Source organism: Rhizobium pantanalense, from assembly GCF_030182525.1.
In the GTDB taxonomy this organism is placed as follows: domain Bacteria; phylum Pseudomonadota; class Alphaproteobacteria; order Rhizobiales; family Rhizobiaceae; genus Rhizobium.
The window spans coordinates 608,374-627,157 of sequence record NZ_JAQJCH010000002.1 but is presented as its reverse complement, the minus strand read 5'-3'; the positions used below and the strand labels follow the sequence as shown (position 1 = coordinate 627,157).

13 protein-coding genes are annotated in these 18,784 nt (G+C 56.4%); 2 read left to right on the top strand and 11 right to left on the bottom strand.

What is annotated here, in order from left to right; genetic code table 11:
* Positions 1 to 3: 3 nt before the first annotated feature.
* The 11 genes from PH558_RS08930 to PH558_RS08880 all read right to left on the bottom strand — a co-directional run bounded on the left by PH558_RS08930 (position 4) and on the right by PH558_RS08880 (position 15,307).
* Positions 4 to 1,056 carry a class I SAM-dependent methyltransferase gene (locus tag PH558_RS08930; protein WP_285203668.1) on the bottom strand — a complete coding sequence of 351 codons (1,053 nt, stop codon included), beginning with the start codon at positions 1,054 to 1,056 and terminating at the stop codon, positions 4 to 6.
* Between the two features lie 9 nt (positions 1,057 to 1,065).
* Entirely contained in the window at positions 1,066 to 3,051 is a 1,986-nt protein-coding gene (locus PH558_RS08925; RefSeq protein ID WP_285203663.1) for a hypothetical protein, read from the bottom strand.
* Positions 3,014 to 3,850 carry a class I SAM-dependent methyltransferase gene (locus PH558_RS08920; protein WP_095436518.1) on the bottom strand — a complete coding sequence of 279 codons (837 nt, stop codon included), beginning with the start codon at positions 3,848 to 3,850 and terminating at the stop codon, positions 3,014 to 3,016. The genes PH558_RS08925 and PH558_RS08920 overlap by 38 nt, the downstream gene beginning before the upstream one ends.
* A gap of 95 nt (positions 3,851 to 3,945) precedes the next feature.
* Positions 3,946 to 6,096: a tetratricopeptide repeat protein gene (locus tag PH558_RS08915; protein WP_285203659.1), complete on the bottom strand. Its 2,151-nt coding sequence runs from the start codon at positions 6,094 to 6,096 to the stop codon at positions 3,946 to 3,948.
* A 193-nt stretch (positions 6,097 to 6,289) separates the two neighbouring features.
* A complete protein-coding gene (locus PH558_RS08910; RefSeq protein WP_285203654.1) occupies positions 6,290 to 8,089 on the bottom strand; it encodes a Hint domain-containing protein in 1,800 nt (599 codons plus the stop codon).
* A gap of 571 nt (positions 8,090 to 8,660) precedes the next feature.
* Positions 8,661 to 9,851 (bottom strand): Hint domain-containing protein, encoded by a 1,191-nt coding sequence (locus PH558_RS08905; protein WP_285203649.1) that lies wholly within the window; start codon positions 9,849 to 9,851, stop codon positions 8,661 to 8,663.
* Positions 9,852 to 9,902: 51 nt separating this feature from the next.
* Positions 9,903 to 10,595 (bottom strand): outer membrane protein, encoded by a 693-nt coding sequence (locus PH558_RS08900; protein WP_285203646.1) that lies wholly within the window; start codon positions 10,593 to 10,595, stop codon positions 9,903 to 9,905.
* Between the two features lie 941 nt (positions 10,596 to 11,536).
* On the bottom strand, positions 11,537 to 12,088 hold the full coding sequence (locus PH558_RS08895) for a DUF982 domain-containing protein (protein WP_244575391.1): 552 nt from the start codon (positions 12,086 to 12,088) through the stop codon (positions 11,537 to 11,539).
* 516 nt (positions 12,089 to 12,604) lie between these two features.
* Complete coding sequence (locus PH558_RS08890; protein ID WP_047634520.1) at positions 12,605 to 12,850, bottom strand: helix-turn-helix domain-containing protein; 246 nt, start codon at positions 12,848 to 12,850, stop codon at positions 12,605 to 12,607.
* 299 nt (positions 12,851 to 13,149) lie between these two features.
* Positions 13,150 to 13,683 carry an NUDIX hydrolase gene (locus PH558_RS08885; RefSeq protein WP_285203641.1) on the bottom strand — a complete coding sequence of 178 codons (534 nt, stop codon included), beginning with the start codon at positions 13,681 to 13,683 and terminating at the stop codon, positions 13,150 to 13,152.
* A gap of 295 nt (positions 13,684 to 13,978) precedes the next feature.
* Positions 13,979 to 15,307: a dicarboxylate/amino acid:cation symporter gene (locus tag PH558_RS08880; protein ID WP_112724414.1), complete on the bottom strand. Its 1,329-nt coding sequence runs from the start codon at positions 15,305 to 15,307 to the stop codon at positions 13,979 to 13,981.
* A 218-nt stretch (positions 15,308 to 15,525) separates the two neighbouring features.
* On the opposite strand from PH558_RS08880, the gene PH558_RS08875 reads away from it, so the two are divergent.
* Together PH558_RS08875 and PH558_RS08870 are read left to right on the top strand one after the other, a co-directional pair.
* Positions 15,526 to 17,403: a sensor histidine kinase gene (locus PH558_RS08875; protein ID WP_285203635.1), complete on the top strand. Its 1,878-nt coding sequence runs from the start codon at positions 15,526 to 15,528 to the stop codon at positions 17,401 to 17,403.
* Positions 17,400 to 18,776: a sigma-54-dependent transcriptional regulator gene (locus tag PH558_RS08870; RefSeq protein ID WP_285203634.1), complete on the top strand. Its 1,377-nt coding sequence runs from the start codon at positions 17,400 to 17,402 to the stop codon at positions 18,774 to 18,776. Before PH558_RS08875 ends, PH558_RS08870 begins: the two co-directional genes overlap by 4 nt.
* The last annotated feature ends 8 nt before the right edge of the window (positions 18,777 to 18,784 follow it).

Here is an 18,784-nt window from a genome sequence, read left to right as displayed (position 1 = left end):
GAGTTATTTCTTCACGAAAACAAAGATGCTGGTAACATTGTCGATATGGCCAGGCTCTTCGTGCAACTCGAATAACCGGCAGCCAGTTCTATCGGCCAGCTCGAGGATGGAATTTTGCGGCGTAGAGTGCATCTCCATATCGAGTTTGGAACCACCCTTGAGATAGTCTGCTACTTTGAAGCTGTAGCCATCCTGATGTGTCCTGACGTGTACGATCGCGACTCCGTGAGGCGGCAATCCGGAAAACGCCTTCTCTAGGACAGACAGTGTAACCGGCGGCGGATTATGTTGCAGCACCAGCCGGGAATACCAAAGATCGAAGCCGCGCCCTGGCATGACGTTCTCAGATGTGACTTGGATAAACTCGACATTATTGGCGCCCGAAGATGCAACATGCTTTTTCGCCAATTCAATATGAGGGGCTGAGATATCCAGCGCGATAACATGCTTGAAGGCCGTAGCCAGCGCAGCCGTCGCACGCCCGACGCCACAACCAAATTCAAGGATAGTATTGAAGTCATTTGGCGATCGGTTCATTCTACGGAGCAGGTCGCGAACCAGGTACAAATCTCCGACACCGCTTTCATAAAATTCAGCCAGATTTTGTTCCAATAGATCCGGCGCATATTTATCCAAAGACAAGACAGACCAATGTGGCGCCTGAGTACCAATTTCTGACCAATAGGACGCCGTCTTGGATACCACCTGTTTAAGAGTGGGATCGTCCATGATGATTTCAATATCGGAGGGCGGAGTATGGGCCAGGAAAGATTTAGTGACCGCCACCGGATTCTTGAATTTATACTCGGGAGATTCCATCAGATGCTGACGGAATAATTCAACATCTTCGAATGCCTGGCGATAAATTTCTATAACATCGTTGTTTTCTGGCAACCTGCCCAAGAGATAGCGATAGCCGTAGCTCACGTCGTCCTTAGAAATTGGCATTTCTTTCGTCCTTAAGTTGATTCCTTGGCACACAAGCGGCGACCGCCGTTGTTCGTTGTCGGCTTGCGCTGCGGTGGCGATCAGTAAAAATGCAATAGCCTGCAGCATTCACACCGGCTACTGAGCTTTATTGCACTCAACGTCGAACTGAATTTGAGAGCTTGTGGTGAAATTGGCATCAGTTAGGACAACTTGACCAACGCTTGCATACTGGGTCAAGACGACGGTCGAGTCCGAGAGCATCTGCGCCTGTACACTGCTCACCAGCCCAGACATGTTGAGCAGGACCATCGGCGTGCCGCCACCTGGATCTCCTACGCCGGAGGTGCTGCACAGGTATGGGGAGCCGGACACATTGAAGCTCCCCGTCGCCGCGCCTCCTGCTTTTGCTGAGAAGGTGATCTCGCCATGCAACTTGAAGCCGCCGTTTGGCAACCTCGCCGCAAATCCGCTCGATGTATAGGTCCAGCCCGTGCTACTGACGCCGCTTCCGCCAAACTTCACGACGGGAGTCCAGGCAATTTGTCCAAAACCGGATGCACTGATGTTCCCCGTCGCGGTGTCTGCTAGTCCGCCTACCATGTTGTCGGAGTTGACCAGATTGCCCCACGTCCCACTCAGCGTGAGTTTGCCGATGTCTGTGTTTTGATTGAGGAAAAGCGATGTGCTCGATCCTCCGGCCCACGAGACCGTTCCGCACCAAGTGTTATGCGTGAAGAAATTTGCCTCACCATAACTGGTCGATGCAGAGAAATCGATGCTTGTCCCGCTGCAGTTCCATGTGGTGTCCTTCATATGGAATTCTTGCAATGCGGTCGCTGAGTTGAAATTGAAGAGTCCCCCGGTCAAGCCGTTATCACCATCGACATTGTCAATCCAAAGCGCACGAATGGTGGGAACTGTGTTATCGGAGCAGAAAAAGCCCTTTGCGTTCGATCCCGTGTAGGTGTGATATTCGACATGCGAGTTCGTGATCTTGAAAACTTGTTGCGCGCCGCCGGAGCCTGTATATCCGCCCCATTTGAAGGCGCAGCCGACGCCACCCACGCCCGGATTGAACTGAATGCCGTCTAGAATGACCGTATTTGGGCCGCCACCAGCACCGACAGCCGTCGTCCGCGTGAACAGAACAAAATCGTCAGAGTTCGTAAAATCCCCAGCATTATTCATCCCCCAGCGGCCGCCATAAACATAGACCTCGGGAAAACCGTCAACGACCGAATAATGCGTCCGGCATCGGCCTTGGTTTAGGTTGTAGACATGCGCCGCAATGCCAGCAATGGTCGTCCCCCATTTTGTGCAGGTATCGAAGTTAAAAACACTAAGATCTCTGATGGTTATGTTGTAACCGTCCGTCATCTGATAACCGACCGCACCGGAATTCGGCACCGATGGCGAACCGACGATCGTGATCCGCTCAATTATTCCGGGGCTATGAGAGCCATCGGAAGCAGCCGACAGGACGCAAGTCGAGTTAGTAACAGCTACGCATTTTATCCATGACGTGCCGGCATATCCCGCGTTATAATTTCCAGGCGCGGTAGCGGAGCCTCGTAAGCATCTGCCCTGGGGGATCGTCAGAGCATCCACATAAAATCCGTTTGTCGAGGGCGGTACGAGGACACAGATATTTCCGGCAGCAAACGCGGCGTTGAATGCGGATGTAGCAAGGGTAGATCCGTCGGCTTTCGCCCCCCATTCTCGAATATCTGCGCCTTCTGCCGGAAATGTAGCGACCCAGCATTTCCCATCGGCACTCGGTACTTGCGCACCACCATCGCCGGAACCGGAATTCATCGAGCAGGGTGAAGATGATGCTATGTAAAGAAGGGGCGGAGCATCACCTGCCGCGGCATAGCCGAGACGCATGACAGCGGGAGGCCCACCCGACACACTCATCGCCGACAGAGCAGCGGTATTCGTTGCTGTCTGCACATTGTCGGCCTGCGCTGCGGTGGCAATCAGCAGAAATGTAATTACGGGTAAGATATATCTATAGACGCGGTTTCGCATTTTATAGTCTCCATTGACCAATAGAGATGACGCCGCCGCTATTCCGTAGGGTTTATAGTTTTGTGATAATAAGAAGAACGGATGTAGCAACAAACCCTTGCATATAGAGTTTGATGTGATCGCGATTATGCATTCCGTACGGCGGATAATCGAACAAGCGATCTTCGTCGTCGTCACCTAGCCTTAAGTCCAATGGTGCAACATCAAATCCATTTTCCTCCAGCGTCTTCTTCAGACGCCGCAGATCTTGACCTCGATAAATCACGTCGACTGCATTATCGATCGTGATCTCGTCAGACAAGCAATTGAACTCCGTTGTATGAACGGCAACGCCGCCTCTTCGAAGCAATTTTGACGATTCTTCTACGAAGTTAATTCCAAGCGCCAAATTCCCTAGATGCTCAAACGAGCAAGAGCTCCAAATAAAGTCGTAACTATCCGGAGTGAACCCCGACAGATCCCGCATATCTGCCGGGTGGAAAGATACTCTGCGTTGGAATAGTTCTTTGCTTAGCAAATAATCTTTATAAAGAGCGTCGAGACCGCTCGCATGCTGATTGGTTCCGGTCCAGTGATCGGCCTCCTCTCCGACAAAAAGATCGGTTGCCTCGATGGTTGCTCCTTGGCTGGCAAAAAGCGAGGATAGAGGTTCAGTTCCGACAGCGAAGCCGAGACCCTTGGAGCCCTCAGTGAGCTTCTTCCTCTCTTGGAGAGCCTGTATTATTGCACACCATTCCCAGAGCTTTCTGTGATGCTTCAGCTCATAACTCCAGTTGGGGTCAATCGCCTTCGCCCATCTTTCGAACCAACCTTCATGGAAGTGCTCATGTCGACAAACCACAGAAGACGGAAGCTGGAATTGATAGAACGTTTCTGTGTCTCCACCCATAAAAACTCTCCATACACAGCATTAATCTCCGAGATCGAGATACTGATCAATTTCGGAATTGAAGCGGACCAGGCCGCCTAACGGGACGGCATCGATCAGTTTCGGCCTAGCTGCGATTGGAGCATGACTTTCTCCAATAAACTCACTCGTTCCAGTGGGTCCGCCCCATCGCAGTACGCAACGGCTGAGAGCCCGAGATGACATGACCGATCGCCGGTATCGCCAAATCTGCCCCGCGTCAGCAGATTGACCGTAACTCTCCCGCGTGGCCCGACGATGCCCCCGAACGAAATATAGGTCGACCGATCGACGAGTTGGAAAGAACACGTTTCTCCCCCGGCATCGGCGATGACGGCGATATTCTCGCTGAGAGGCGGACATTTCACCTCAAGATAGACGCGCACGCTTTCGCCCTCGGTAAGTTCGCTATCGAATACAAGCCGGGAGCGGCGCTGGCTTGCCCAAACCCCCCAATCCTCCATAGCGAACCAGCCTGAGTCCCGCGCTGCGCGGAACGTGAGGATCCGCCGGCCTTCGGCAGCGATGCGCAACAGTGCCTTGTCGCCACCTTCGATGATCGTGTTGCGAGGCAGGCGGCAATTCAAAAGCCCGGGCTGGTCTCCCAGACCAACGCTCATGTCGATCGCCGTCGAGAACAGCTCGGAGCAGAACGAATCCCATGATTTTGGCACGAAATTCTCTTTAATATCGCGCTGCCAGTCGGCCAGGTTGCCGCGATCGACAATGACCTGCTTAAAGAGGTTGTAGCCGTCCTCGATGTTGTACGGATTGATGTAACGCACGAAATGCCCCCCAACCTCCGGCATCGAGGTGGCGTTGGAGGCGATGCAGGGCTTGCCGTAGTTCAGGCTCTCGCCAATGGGCAGGCCAAAGCCTTCGGCAAAGCTTGTATAGGTCGTAAACAGAGAATGCCGGTATAGATATTCCAGCTCGTCATCCGAAATGTCGTTGAAGATGTAGAGCCAGTCCCCGACATAGCCGTGAGTGGCCAGATGGTGGCGCAATTCGTCGATCTGCCAACCCCATTTGCCCACCCAGACGAGTTTCGGTGCCTTCTCCCCCAGTTCGCGGATCAGGCGTTCCCAGATGCGGATCTGGTACATATGATTCTTGCGAACCTCGATCGTTGCAACACAGAGGACATATTCCTCCTCTGCCATGCCGAGGATGTTGGTATTAAGGATCCTGCTCTTCTTCTGTGTCTTCCGCAGCTCCGTAGCAAGCGGAATTGCCTTGACGGGCAGCTCGAAGTTGAGACGCTCCTTGAAATAGGCCCTGATTTCGGATGCGACGAACTCCGAATTCGCCAGAACGAAATCGCAAACCGACAATACGTCGATCAGCTGTCTTTGAAACTTGTCGACGGCGGCCTGCTGGACATATTCCGGATTCCGGATCTGAATGAGATCGTGAATGAATACGCAGAAGCGCATGCCCTTTTCACGAAGCTTCCGCATGACATCGTAGTGCGGATAGATCCAGAAAGCGCCCGCAACGACGAATATATCATCCTGCGTGGGCCAAACTTCGAAGCGGGCGTCGAACACGGCTGCAATTGCCTTATCGACCATGCTGCGATCGACGATCGGGACATCGAACTGACGAACAAGCGTTGCAAGTGCCGCGGGGCTCGCGGCGAGAATACGATGGCGATCATATTCGGGGATTACCGGGATAACGCGGTAATCCTTGAAAATACCGGACTCGATATGAAGGACGAGGTTGGCAACGACGCGTTGAATTCCACTTAGGCTCTTGTTGTGCTGGGCATATTCCATGAGGTCGGTAACATCGAGCCAGATGGTCTTCACCGCTTTTTCGCTCTCGGCGCTGAAATCGGAAAAGACATCGCCGGCGGCGCCCGCTGCCACGAGTTCGATGACGGCATCATGATTGCCGGGGTTGCACTCTACCGAACGCTTGTAGCTTTCGATCGCTTCGCCCGTGCGCCCCATGACCTTCAGCAAGTGCCCGCGCTGCAGGTGAATGTCGGAATCATCCGGGCTGAGCTCAAGCGCCCTCTGATAACGCTTGGCTGCCTCACGATAGTCACCTGCTTCCTTTAGGCAGTTTCCCGCCTGAACCCATATCCCTGTGTCCTCGGGATTGGCCTTCAGATGCTCATCATATAAGTCGGCTGCTTTCTGCCACAGTCTCGAATCCCGCGCCACGTCGGCCTCACGGACGACATTTCTCATTTCTTCCTTGCTGCGAAAAATGTTCATGAAATCTCGCCCGGTTCGTTGGGTCAGGTTGATCGCGATGGCTAAGGGGATTTCGGCGATGGTTCGTCGGCGCTCGCAACTCCGCCGGTTCTTGCCGGAGACGGATAGGTCTATCCCATCCGTCTCCGGCTGCTGAACAGCTCCTCACTCTGTCGGCGGCCCAAAGGTGGACCGCGGACAGAGTGGGCCTTCCTCAAGCGGCGCGGAGCCCCGCGACGTCCTTTTCTTCCGGCGCCACCCAAGGTTGGCCGGCTTCCGCATAGCCAGTCAGGCGCAGGATCACGTGCCCCTTGCAATCGGCCCACAGCGTGGCCGGCAGCACCAGATGACCGTTGGTCCAGGACCAGTTGCAACCTGCAGCGAGCTCTTCCGGATGGAGGCCGACGAGGCCGTCCAAGGCAACGTCATGATCGGTCTTGAGTCCATCGAAGATGCGCAGGCTCTCAAGCCGCACGCCGAGCGCACGAACCTCGCGGCCGGGAGAGAAGGTCCGCGACACCAGGCTCGCCGTCTTGGCGGAAGCCGGGAAGATGAACCGAGCGATGTCGCCGTCGATCTGCCCCTCCACGCGTTTGCCGTCGACCAGCATATGCAGGTCCATATCCGCAGCCCGGCTCCAGCCGAGTGTCTCGGCCCGCGCAATCAACCGCTCGCGGATCGCCTCGACGAGGACACCGCGGTCGACGAAGGGACGGGCATAACGGGTGAAGCTCTCGGCCACACGCTGGGCGGCGTCGACCTCGACAAGGCGACCATAGGCCCGGCCGAAGAAGGCGCGATTGCCCACCTCCATATAGCTCTCGCAGCCCATGCCCTCGGCCATCAGCACATCATGGCTTTCCAGCTCCACGTGCCAATATGTGACCTCGGGCCACTCCTCGCGGACGATCGTCGCGCCATTGGCCAGCTCGCCGACCGGCACGAACACTTCGCCCATCAGGTCCACGCATACCGCATGGCCGCCGGACAGAAGCAGATCTCGAGCGGGCAGGTTATCGCCGAAGGCGCCGGCACGAACCCGGACCGGCCATTCGTTGCGCACCGGCCGTTCGACCTGTTTGCTGCCGATCCAAATGATTGGCCGAGCTTCGCCGGTCGCCGTGATCGCCAGGTCGCCAACCCTCAGATCTTCGACGGCGACCTCGCCGCGCGCGGTGAGGATACGCGTTCCAGAAACGAAGCAGGGTGTTGCCACCGGAGTAATGTCTATCGCCGCACCATTCGCAGTGATTGTCAGCGGACCTGCCTGGCCGGCTATGAAAGTGCCGGTCGTGAAACTGGTGCCGGCAACGCTGACATTTCCGAGCGGATTGTTGCTGCTGTCGAAAAGGCTGATCGTCTGGGAGCCGCCGGACGAGGTGATGGTATAGTGATCGACCGATCCGGCCAGCCCCTGGAATTCAATCTTGTCCGTCGCGGCATCGAAACTATTGATGGTCGTCGACGAAAGATCGAGAACAGCCCCACCGGCGTTCGCGACGAAGGTGCCCCCACCGGCTCCGAAGTTGATAGTCGTGCCGTTCAGCGCGCTTATCAAGGCCGTTCCGTTGGTAAACGTGCCGCCATTCTCGATATCGACAGTCAAGCCGCTCAGCGCTCCGAGGACCGAGCCGCCGGCAGCGGTGGCGGTGCCGCCGTCAACGATGACGGTCATGCTGCTCAGGGCGCTAATACCCGAATTGATAGTAGCGTTACCGCCCACATAGACCGTGGACGAGCCTAATAGCGCAGCGGTAATGTTGACGGTTGCCGTCGCGCCGGGGGCCACCACATAGTTGGTGTTCCCAAGGACCGAGAGGATAGACAGCGAACTGGTGCCATTAACCGGCGTCGCAACATTGCTCGGCGCGATATTGTCTACCGTTGTTGTCGTAGCGTCCGGGTTGGTGATGACGAGGTCGTAGTTTGCACCTACCCCAAGCACGCCAGGGTCATAGGTCAGATTATACTGTACGCCACTCGCAGTGGTGGCACTATAATTGCCTTCCGCCATGTTTCTTGCTCCGTTAAAGTAAACGAGTTCAGAACTAGTCTATGCTGACCCTCATCGCGTAGGACGATGGAGCTTCGGTTCGCCCTTCGCACATCTCCTTACCAACGCCGTAGCGCGAGGAACTCCAGAGCATGCAAAGACCATCAGCACTCTTGTCCAGGCGATCCTGCCCCTGCCACACCAATCCCGTCACGACAGTATAAAACGCGACAAAATCTCTATAATCATAGTCTAATAAAGATATTTTCTGTTTTCGCCGAAGCGTAGTTGACTTTCAAAGCGGAATCACAGGCGTTGTCAGATAGTTGCAGTGTCCGTCGGGGATGGAGAGTCGGGTTACCTTGCTTATCGTTTAGACGCTGTCGATGGGTCGTTCGCCAGCTGTTCAACAGATAAGCGAGTCTTCCTGGCCAAGCGGCAGATACTCAAAATGGGAAGGACGCGGGATGGAGAAAAATCCGCGTGTTTTTAGACCAACCGACGGCTCTCGATCGAAGCTCGTCCGTCAACCCGATCCCCATTTAGTAAATAGGACGAAAGAGCATCGTCTTATGGCGGCGTTATTCTTCTCTCAGGATGCTTCAGCTTCGCGGACGCGATAGCCCATTTCCACCGCCCGCCTTTCAATCGACATGCGGGCTTGCTGGAGCACTCTTCCGGCATAGACTGGCGGATAGCACCAATCGTTCCAGGTGCGCGTTGCTGTACTTGCAAAGGAACCGAACCGCAGTACGCCAGGCTCAAGGAAGGACATACGACCACCGAGAGCGAGATACGTCTCGGTCGGTGCGCCTTCGGCAAGAATGATCGAATGCTGTTCGAGCTCGATATGGTAATACTCGAACGGCACCAAAGTCGTCTCCTGCGTGATCGTCGTACCGTTGAGGAGGAACTTTGCCGGAATCAACGATTCCTCCAGAAACATGCAACGGTCGGGCGAAACGTAAAGATCCCGGGAAGGGACGTTTTCGGCAAGGGCGCCCGCCTGTATGCGAACCGGAAGGGTATCGCGTGGCTTATCGATCGCCTTCGGATCAATCCGACGCCGTCCGACCCATCTGATTTCCGCAACGCCTTTGTGGGTAACCACAAGATCGCCGGCCCGTAAATCTTCGACCGGAGTATCTCCCTCAGGTGTGCGGATGAGTGTGCCACGCAGGAAGCAGCTCGTAAAAGTCAGGCTGTCTGCATTAGCATCGTAGGTGTAGGTGACACCCATAGGTATGGCATAGGAGCCGAATGGTACCGCGTTCAAGAGACCGCCGAAGAAGGTGACGGTATTCCCTGTTTGAGAGACAACGTTCGAGCCTACTACCTCGATCCTGTCTCCCGATTGAACGTTTACGACGTTCGGCGGAGTCGAGAGGCCCAAATTGATGCCACCTGGATCGTAGGCGAACAGCCCACTACCCTTTGCATCGGCAAAATCCACGGTAGCCCCGTTCAAAAGACCGACAGTAAGCAGGCCCACATTCGCCGTAATACTCGAATCGGCACCTATCGCATAAGTATAGGTCGAGGCGGCCCCGACATTTGCGAGGCCGGCATTGATCGTCACATTCGCACCACTAATCGCTTTGATCGTTGTATTTGAAGCCCCGCCGATGCCGACGATACTGCTAATATCGACATCAACGCCGTCAACAATCACCGTACCGTTGGCAACCAGATTGAGTTGGATGCCATCGGAGGGAGTGCCGGCATTGCTACTATCAATCGTAGTCGTGCCATTGTTGATTAGGTTGATGCCAATCAAAGCCATGTTATTACCCTCTCCGACAGATTAACATCTTGACTTTTAAGGCAAACTTGGTCAGAATTTGTAGTTCAGACCCACCCGGACGGCATGGAAATCGAGGCTCGCTTTGGAATTGAGCGCATCCCCGCCCACGTTACTGCTGCCAAAATCGACATACTGATATTCGAGTTTTGCCGTCACATGGTCGGTGAAGGCATGTTCGACGCCGGCACCTATGGTCCAGCCAGCCTTGGTCTTGTCATCGTCAAAGCTTAGGCCAGCCACTGCGCCCTTGTAGTCGACGTGCCCATAGGCGAGACCGCCGGTGCCGTAGAACAAGGTATTGTCATAGGCGTAGCCGATGCGGGGACGAACAGTGCCGTACCAGTCGATCTTGGAGGATGCACTTGCGGTGCCGTTTCGGAAGGAGTCGCTGATGTCAGCACCCTGAAAATCGGCTTCGAGGCCGACTACCCAGTTGGGGTCGAACTGGTAGTTGTAGCCGATCTGGCCGCCTCCGAGGAAACCGGACCCTTCAAGCTTGCCAAATCTGCCAAGGTAACTTCCGAAGGAATGGAACCCGACATCGTCGTTACCACCGAAACCGCCGCCGGCATTCACACCGACATAGAAACCGGTCCATGAAAATACCGGCGCTGCCTCGACGGGAGCTTGAGGCGGTGTGGAAGTTGCGAGATCTGCTGCATAGACGGTACTTCCCACAACCGTCGCCAACAAGAAAACCGTAGTCCCCAAAAACTTGCGCATTCGAAAATTCTCCTCGAAGGAATTCACGAGATTCAACATGTAACTTGCGAAAGTTCACGTTGAGGCCATAATATAGACGTGATTATAGCTGTAAATACGTAGTCACTAATAAATATTTTCGAGATACAAGCTTTATTTGTATAGTTTTGTCGCAATATGTATTGAGAGCATATTGATTCTATACTTTGACGCACCGCAAAATACCGGAATCGCGGCGACAAAAACATTACAACCAGAATGAGATGGATGGCTTCACGTCTGCCGGGGACGCAGAATGTATGAAACGAAGCGCGGCAATTTCACTTCGCTCGCAAAAGCCGCCGGCGGCGGCGGCTTCCGAGTGACGCAATCGGGCGGGATGTGTCGCCTTCGATATAGACAGGCAGGACGCCGTTCTGCGAGTTTTTATCGCTACCGCAGATATTCATCTGCTGCGCTGGGAGGCTTGGCGGGGCGGACCCTAGAAGGAACGTCAGGCCTCCCAACTGCGCCCAACCCCTCCCTCTATAAACGGACATATGATGAAGAGCGGGCTGGCAAATCACGGCATGCATATATTTGGCGTGTCAATCTCCGCAACAGCGCCCAGGAAGACAGGCAGAGCGATCATGTTGCCGCTGTAGCATTCCGAAACATGCGGCCTGATGGCATTAGGCATAGGCTTACTTTGAAATCGACTTTCCAACGCCGGGCGTAATCAGACCTCCCGCGCCGCTTTCCGTATGGACGATGTAGCGGCGGCACGCCACATCTTTGGAACTATCGCAACCGCCAATTTGCGATGGTCGGGAGGCCTGGTCGCCTTGCTTCAAGCAGCGGTCGGGCCTCCTTGCATGCAACAAGCACAACTCGCCAGTCAGTTGCTTTTATCCCGGCATGCGCCAAGCGCCTGCTTGTTCACATGGCGGTAAATCCAAACAAACCGACAGGCTTTAATCGCCTCAGGGAATCACACGCATGCGGGCGGCGCCAGCCGCCTTGAGGAAGGCAGAGCGAACCTGTTCGGGTGAAACCCTGCCTTGGACGCCGTCAACGCAGGCCTGCAACGCTTCTTCAAACGCATCTCCGTAGCGTATCGGCCATTTCGTCGTCAGATATTCAATGGCCTGTGCGATCGAATTGATGGAGTGAATCTCGTCCCCATCCTGCGCTGCAATTCCGAGCGGCGCGAATGCCAGCCCTGCGGGTTCATCAGAGGCGTCAAATGAGGTTGATTGATCTTGATCGGCGGCATTTTCGGATTTCGCATGCCGGCGCCTCGTCACCAGCGTGGCCAGCAAGGTCATATCCCGAGCAATCCTATCCAGCGCCGCGAGCTTGTCTTCTTCGGTCGGCGCCCGGTCCAGACCACTCTCTCCCGCCTGCGGCTCTGGCGGCGAGGCTAGGCGGCTACCTACGTTCGTTTGAGGAGTGAAAACATCATCAGGGACCGAATTAACAAGCTGTGCACCGTTATCGAGGTCGGCGCCAAAACTCTTATCATTCCGCCCCATGCCGATCTGTCCCAATAAACGCCGTCAAACCCATCCCACTGCATAGCTGCGATATGTTGCATCGGCAAAAGTACTACTAATAAAACGCAATTGACCCGTATAGATTAAAACTTTGAAACGAATTTGACCAGTATCGCGACAACAGAAAGCGAAAATACTCATAAAACCGAGCGATATTGGCTTATTTTCAATGTATAAATATGGAAATTTTCGCTTAAAAGGCCAGCGGATGGTCCTGTGATCGAAGCTGCATCTCTTCGATGCAGCAGTCACACTTACATCTATAGCTGCATAGGTATCTTTAAATGTCACCCAATCCACCTGCGATCGCCATTCCGGCAGCTTTCGGTGTCGGAAGCATTGCAAGCCCGTCACAAGACGTCGCTCACACAGTTGCAGACGCGCGTGCTTGCGAAAACGAGATGATACGCTCTTCGATTGCGATGATGGGCGTAGAAAGCCAATGCGAAACACGATCCGCAGAATTGAAGGGGCGCACCGAAGTGCGCCGCCTGTTCAGACGATGAAGAAAGTCGATGGCGGAACCTGCAATGCGGTGGCAATGCGGCGGAGCTTCGCCGGATCGGCCTCGGCACCAGCCTCGATTTCCGTGATCTCCTCGCTGGTCAGACCACAGGTCTCCGAGAGGTCGTCAATCGTGTAACCGATGGCTTCACGCGCCTGCCGTACAGCAGCAGCAATCTCACCATCAGGAACCGTAGAAGCCTTTGAACTATCGATATTATTCGGAGTAATGGACATGAAATTTCTCCTTCCAAAGTCCGCCGGCCAATTCGTTGCCGGGTGAAGGCAGCTATTGCAGCCATGAGGCATATCGACCTAAACAGACACGGCCGAACGCTGCGTCAATATAGGCATCAATGCGGCGAGGGCAAGCACGGAAGCGCATAGCTGCCAATCGCCTGGCTCTCGGCTAATGTCGCGATTTAATATTCTGTGATAGCGACAACACGTCACGGTTACAGAGGAATGAACGCTGCGTGCCGCCTTGTGACGATAGCCGCCAGCCGGCTATGGACGCCACCCTGTAACGACGAAGATCATTTCCTGCCTTTTGCCTTACGCACCTTCCGCTCGGCCGCAAGCAGGAGCCCCTTGAGTTCCGGTTCACGCACACGATTGGCTGCCTCGATGAAGGAAACCCATTCGACGCGGCGTTGGCCTCTCTCCGGGAAGTCCTGCAAGGTCTGGTCAACCTCCAGCAGATGCAGTTCGACAATGCAGGGAACCCGGCTGCCGTCGGCAAGCTGCTTCAGATAGGTAAAATAGCCAAAAGGCTTTTTCTTCACCTTGCCGCGCACTCCGGCTTCTTCATAAGCTTCAATGGCGGCGACCTCATGCGGCTTCTTGCCCTTGATCGGCCAGCCCTTGGGAACGACCCATCGGCCGCTTTCCCGGCTTGTGACGACGAGCATCTCGGCATCGTCGCCTTCGGGCACCTTCCTGTAACAAATGGCCGCATATTGCTCATGGACCTGGCCGTGCAGCAACTCGTCCGCATGAGATGCGAGCTCGGACAGAAAGCTCTCCGACCGTCGCAAGGCTTTTTGCTGCGCTGAGAGTGAGAAAGCCATGTGCGCTACTCGCGACACGGTCGATCGACACACACGCCCCTCGAAACTGGCCGGCTCGCGCTCACAAAAATCGTCTGTGACACGCTGCTCTCCTGCTCGCTTGGGTTTCGTCGAAATTCACAACTGTCCGTATGATGCTGTGAGCCGCTGCGGTGACAGTTTTATGAAGGCGGCTGTTGATGATGCGGAGGAGATCAGCCATCTGAGCGTGCCACACGAAACTGTGATCGAACGGCACGGAACCAAAAACGGCCCCCGAAGGGGCCGTTTCATCCTTGGGAGGATCATGCGAAGTTTATTCGGCTGCCTGCAGGGCAGGCACCTCGATTTCTTCGCTCAATTGCCCCGCCATGGCGGCGGCAAACTTGGTTTGGTCGAGTTCGTTTTCCCAGCGGGCAACGACAACCGTGGCTACCGCATTGCCGACGAAATTGGTCAAGGCGCGGCACTCAGACATGAATCGGTCGATACCGAGGATCAGCGCCATGCCGGCGATCGGAACCGAAGGCACGACGGCAAGGGTGGCGGCAAGCGTGATGAAGCCCGCACCGGTGATGCCGGCGGCACCCTTCGAGCTCAGCATGGCCACCAGGAGCAGCAGGACCTGATCCCCCAGCGACAGCGGCGTATCGGTTGCCTGGGCGATGAACAATGCCGCCAGTGTCATATAAATATTGGTGCCGTCGAGATTGAAGGAATAGCCTGTAGGGATGACGAGGCCGACGACGGAGCGCTTGCAGCCTGCACGCTCCATCTTGTTCATCAGGCCTGGCAATGCGGCTTCAGACGACGAGGTGCCGAGCACCAGCAGCAGCTCTTCCTTGATGTAGCGGATCAGCGCCAGGATCGAGAAGCCGTTATAGCGGGCGACGGCCCCGAGCACGACGAGAACGAACAGCAGCGAGGTGGCGTAAAAGGTGCCGATCAGGAAGGCCAGATTGGCGATCGTGCCGATACCATACTTGCCGATAGTGAAGGCCATGGCGCCGAAGGCACCGATCGGAGCGAACTTCATCAGCAGGGCAACCATACGGAAGATCGGCGTGGTCAGTGCCTGCAGGAAATCCGTCACCGGGCGGCCGCGTTCGCCGGCAGCGCCAAGCGCAATACCGAAGACGACCGAAAAGAACAGCACCTGGAGAATATCGCCCTTGGCGAAAGCGCCAACGATCGTATCCGGAATGATGTTCATCAGGAAACCGACGACCGATGCGTCATGGGCCTGCGCCGCATAGTTGTTGACGGCCTTCGTATCCAGTGTCGCCGGATTGATGTGCATGCCTGCGCCCGGCTGCACGACGTTAGCAACGATGAGACCGACGATCAGCGCCAAGGTCGAGAAGGTCAGGAAGTAGATGAACGACTTGCCGACGACGCGACCGAATTTCTTCAGGTCCGACATGCCGGCGATGCCGGTGGTGACCGTGAGAAAGATGACGGGCGCGATGACCATGCGCACCAGCTTGATGAAAGCATCACCGAGCGGCTGCAACGATGTGCCGAGCTGCGGATAATAGTGACCGAGCAGGATGCCGGCGGCGATGGCGGTGAGAACCTGCACGTAGAGGTGCCGGTAGAAGGGAACTTTGGCGCGCGTTTCCGCGGCAGCGATGGGAGCAATCATGATGTCCTCCGTTAAGCCCAACCGATCTCTCGGCCCTCCGGGCGACGACTAGAATTCAACAGCCTCCGACTGTTCCGTCGCTCTTTGCAATGACCGTGCCAGATGCACGCCTTGAATTTAACGCATTGCTTTCGTTAGCTTTTAATTTCCGGCGCTGATCGAAGATCATTGATTTGTGCGACTATCCGCACAGATCGAATTGCGGCGCGCGCGAAATCATGCACAATACGGCAATGCTGCAGCGCCCGGCCAACGAACGATTTCTAACGCCCGAGCAACTGGGCCGGCGCTCCCGCCGCGTCTGGTTCGTGTTCGCGTTTCTAAGTGCGGCCGTCATTGCGGTGGGCCTTTACGGCGCGAACGTCTTCGGCCGCCTCTCGGCAATAGAAGCGCTGCAGAGGCAGGGGCACACGGATGCGAATCTCAAGGTCGCGCTTCTGCGCGCGGTTCTCGAACGTCCTCGCGCCTTGCCGTTGCTGCTGGCCGACGATCAGCAGGTGCGAGATGCGCTGGCCGACAAGCACATCGACGATGTCGTTGCCCTGGATCGCAAGCTCGAAAGTCTCGTCTCCGGCACCAGCGCATCCGTCCTTTACGTCACCGGCAAGGACGGCGTTGCCATGGCCTCCAGCAACTGGCGCGAGCCGTTGAGTTTCGTCGGCAATGACTATTCCTTCCGCGATTATTTCCGCAAAGCCATGGAAACGGGAACCGCCGAGCATTATGCGCTCGGCACGGTCAGCAATCGCCCCGGCCTCTATATTTCCCGACGCGTCGGCGATGTCGGCTCTGCACTTGGTGTCGTTGTCGTGAAGATGGAATTCGATCAGTTGGAGGCCGACTGGAGCGAGACCGGCCGCCCCGCTTACGTGACCGACGAACGCGGTGTCGTGCTCATCACCAGCCTGCCCTCATGGCGCTTCATGACAACCGCTCCCCTTGCCCGCCAGGAAGCCGACGCCATTCGAAAAAGCCTGCAGTTCGGCGCGGCACCGCTTTCGTCCCTTCCGGTCAGCCATGCCGAAAAAGTCGGTCCGGATGCAACCATCGTGCGCGCCATTTTGCCTGGAAGCAGCGCTGCGGAATATTTGCGGCTGACGGTCGCCATTCCATCAACACCCTGGCAGCTTGGCTACTTGATCCCGACCGATCAGGCGATCGCCTCATCCGTGCGCGAGACGCGTTTCCTTACCTCGACCGTCCTTCTGCCGATCCTCGCCTTGGCCGCTTTCCTGCTACGCCGCCGCGATGTCTCGGCCATGCAGATTGCCGTCAGCCGGATCGCGCGCGAAGAATTGGAACGTCGGGTCCTTGAGCGCACGGACGATCTTAGCCAGGCCCGCGACCGGTTGGAGGCAGAAATTGCCGACCACCGTGCAACGGAAGCCAAGCTGCAGGGCGTGCAGCAGGATCTCGTGCAGGCCAATCGCCTTGCCATCCTGGGTCAGGTCGCCGCCGGCGTTGCGCATGAAATTAACCAGCCGGTCGCGACGATCCGTGCCTATGCGGAAAATGCCAATGTCTTCCTCGACCGGCAGCAGACGGAGCCGGTGAAGGAAAATCTTTCGGCGATCGCGGCACTAACGGAACGTATCGGCACGATCACTGAAGAACTGAAAGCCTTCGCCCGCAAGGGAAGGACCGCACCGGAGCCGGTCGACCTCAGAAGCGTAATCGAAGGTGCCGTGATTCTGCTGAGGAGCCGCTTTGCCGGCCGCCTGGATGCGTTGAAGATCGAGCTGCCGCCAACGGGGCTCGGTGTTGTCGGCACGCGCATCCGGCTGGAACAAGTGCTGATCAACCTCTTTCAGAATGCTCTGGAAGCCCTGGAAGGCCGCGATCGGGCCAAGGTGGAGGTGTCGGTGCATGAAACTTCGGATGAAGTCGAGATCGTAGTTTCGGACAACGGGCCTGGCATTCCGGCGGCGATCCTCGAATCACTGTTTACACCCTTCAACACGTCCAAGGAAAAAGGCCTCGGTCTTGGTCTCGTCATTTCAAAGGATATCGTCGTCGACTATGGCGGCCGGATCGATGTCGAGAGCAATGACAGCGGCACACGCTTCACTGTCCATTTGCGCAAGGCCACACCATGAGTGAGAGTTTCCCCGTTTTCCTCATCGACGACGACAAGGATCTATTGAGGGCGACGAAACAGACGCTGGAATTGGCTGGTTTCGCCGTATCGGCCTTCTCTGCCGCGGGCGAAGCGCTTCTTGTTCTCGACGCGGATTTTGCAGGTGTTGTCGTCTCCGATATCCGCATGCCGCAGATGGATGGACAGCAGCTGTTTGCCCGCATCAAGACGCTCGACGCCGACCTGCCGGTCATTCTCATGACGGGTCATGGCGATATTCCGATGGCCGTGCAGGCGATCCAGGACGGCGCCTATGATTTCATCGCGAAGCCCTTCGCCACGGACCGGCTGGTGCAAAGCGTGCGACGCGCTGCGGAGAAACGAAGGCTCATCCTGGAGAATAGGGCATTGCGGCAAGCGGCGGAGCAGGCGCAAGGCGATCTGCCTCTGATTGGCCAGACGCCCGCCATCGAGCGGCTGCGCTATACGCTGCGGCAGATCGCCGATACGGATGTTGATGTGCTTGTCACGGGCGAGACCGGCAGCGGCAAGGAAGTGGTGGCGAGCCTGCTGCATCGCTGGAGCCGGCGCGCGAAGGGCAATTTCGTTGCGCTGAACTGCGGTGCCCTGCCCGAAACCGTGATTGAAAGCGAGCTGTTCGGCCATGAGCCAGGCGCTTTTACCGGCGCGCAGAAGAAGCGCGTTGGGCGCATCGAGCATTCCAGCTCCGGCACCCTGTTTCTCGACGAGATCGAAAGCATGCCGCAGGCGATCCAGGTGCAGATGCTGCGCGTGCTTGAGATGCGCGAGGTGACGCCGCTCGGCACCAATGAAGTCCGTCCTGTCGATCTTCGCGTCGTGGCAGCGGCGAAGGTCGATCTAGCCGATCCTCGCCAACGCGGCGATTTTCGCGAGGATCTCTATTATCGCCTCAACGTCGTCACACTTTCCATTCCGCCACTGCGTGAACGGCGCGATGACATTCCCCTGCTCTTTGGCCATTTTGCCGATCGCGCCGCCGGTCGCTTCAAGCGCGAGGTGCCGGCCGTATCCACAGCAGTGCGCCGCCATCTGCAGCAGCACGACTGGCCGGGCAACGTTCGCGAACTCTCGCATTTTGCCGAGCGCTTCGTGCTCGGCCTCGAATCGGCAACAACGGCAAAATTCGACGAAACGCCGGCGGCGGATGAGGGCTTGCCTTTGCCCCTTCGGGTAGAGCGCTACGAAGCCGAACTTATCCGCGAAACCCTGTCGCAGAACAATGGCGATGTGCGCCGCACCATCGAAGCGCTCGGCATTCCCAGGAAGACCTTCTATGACAAGCTCCAGCGGCACGGCATCGTCAGAGGCGATTTCGCTGGCTTTGACGGGGACGAACGCCGAGGTTCGTGATCCATCGC

Coding starts and splice junctions, on each gene's coding strand:
- PH558_RS08880 (WP_112724414.1), bottom strand. CDS start 15,307: ATGATTGCTCCCATCGCTGCCGCGGAAACGCGCGCCAAAGTTCCCTTC.
- PH558_RS08920 (WP_095436518.1), bottom strand. CDS start 3,850: ATGGGTGGAGACACAGAAACGTTCTATCAATTCCAGCTTCCGTCTTCT.
- PH558_RS08895 (WP_244575391.1), bottom strand. CDS start 12,088: ATGGGGCGGAATGATAAGAGTTTTGGCGCCGACCTCGATAACGGTGCA.
- PH558_RS08910 (WP_285203654.1), bottom strand. CDS start 8,089: ATGGCGGAAGGCAATTATAGTGCCACCACTGCGAGTGGCGTACAGTAT.
- PH558_RS08930 (WP_285203668.1), bottom strand. CDS start 1,056: ATGCTGCAGGCTATTGCATTTTTACTGATCGCCACCGCAGCGCAAGCC.
- PH558_RS08915 (WP_285203659.1), bottom strand. CDS start 6,096: ATGAACATTTTTCGCAGCAAGGAAGAAATGAGAAATGTCGTCCGTGAG.
- PH558_RS08900 (WP_285203646.1), bottom strand. CDS start 10,595: ATGCGCAAGTTTTTGGGGACTACGGTTTTCTTGTTGGCGACGGTTGTG.
- PH558_RS08890 (WP_047634520.1), bottom strand. CDS start 12,850: ATGTCCATTACTCCGAATAATATCGATAGTTCAAAGGCTTCTACGGTT.
- PH558_RS08885 (WP_285203641.1), bottom strand. CDS start 13,683: ATGGCTTTCTCACTCTCAGCGCAGCAAAAAGCCTTGCGACGGTCGGAG.
- PH558_RS08870 (WP_285203634.1), top strand. CDS start 17,400: ATGAGTGAGAGTTTCCCCGTTTTCCTCATCGACGACGACAAGGATCTA.
- PH558_RS08905 (WP_285203649.1), bottom strand. CDS start 9,851: ATGGCTTTGATTGGCATCAACCTAATCAACAATGGCACGACTACGATT.
- PH558_RS08875 (WP_285203635.1), top strand. CDS start 15,526: ATGCACAATACGGCAATGCTGCAGCGCCCGGCCAACGAACGATTTCTA.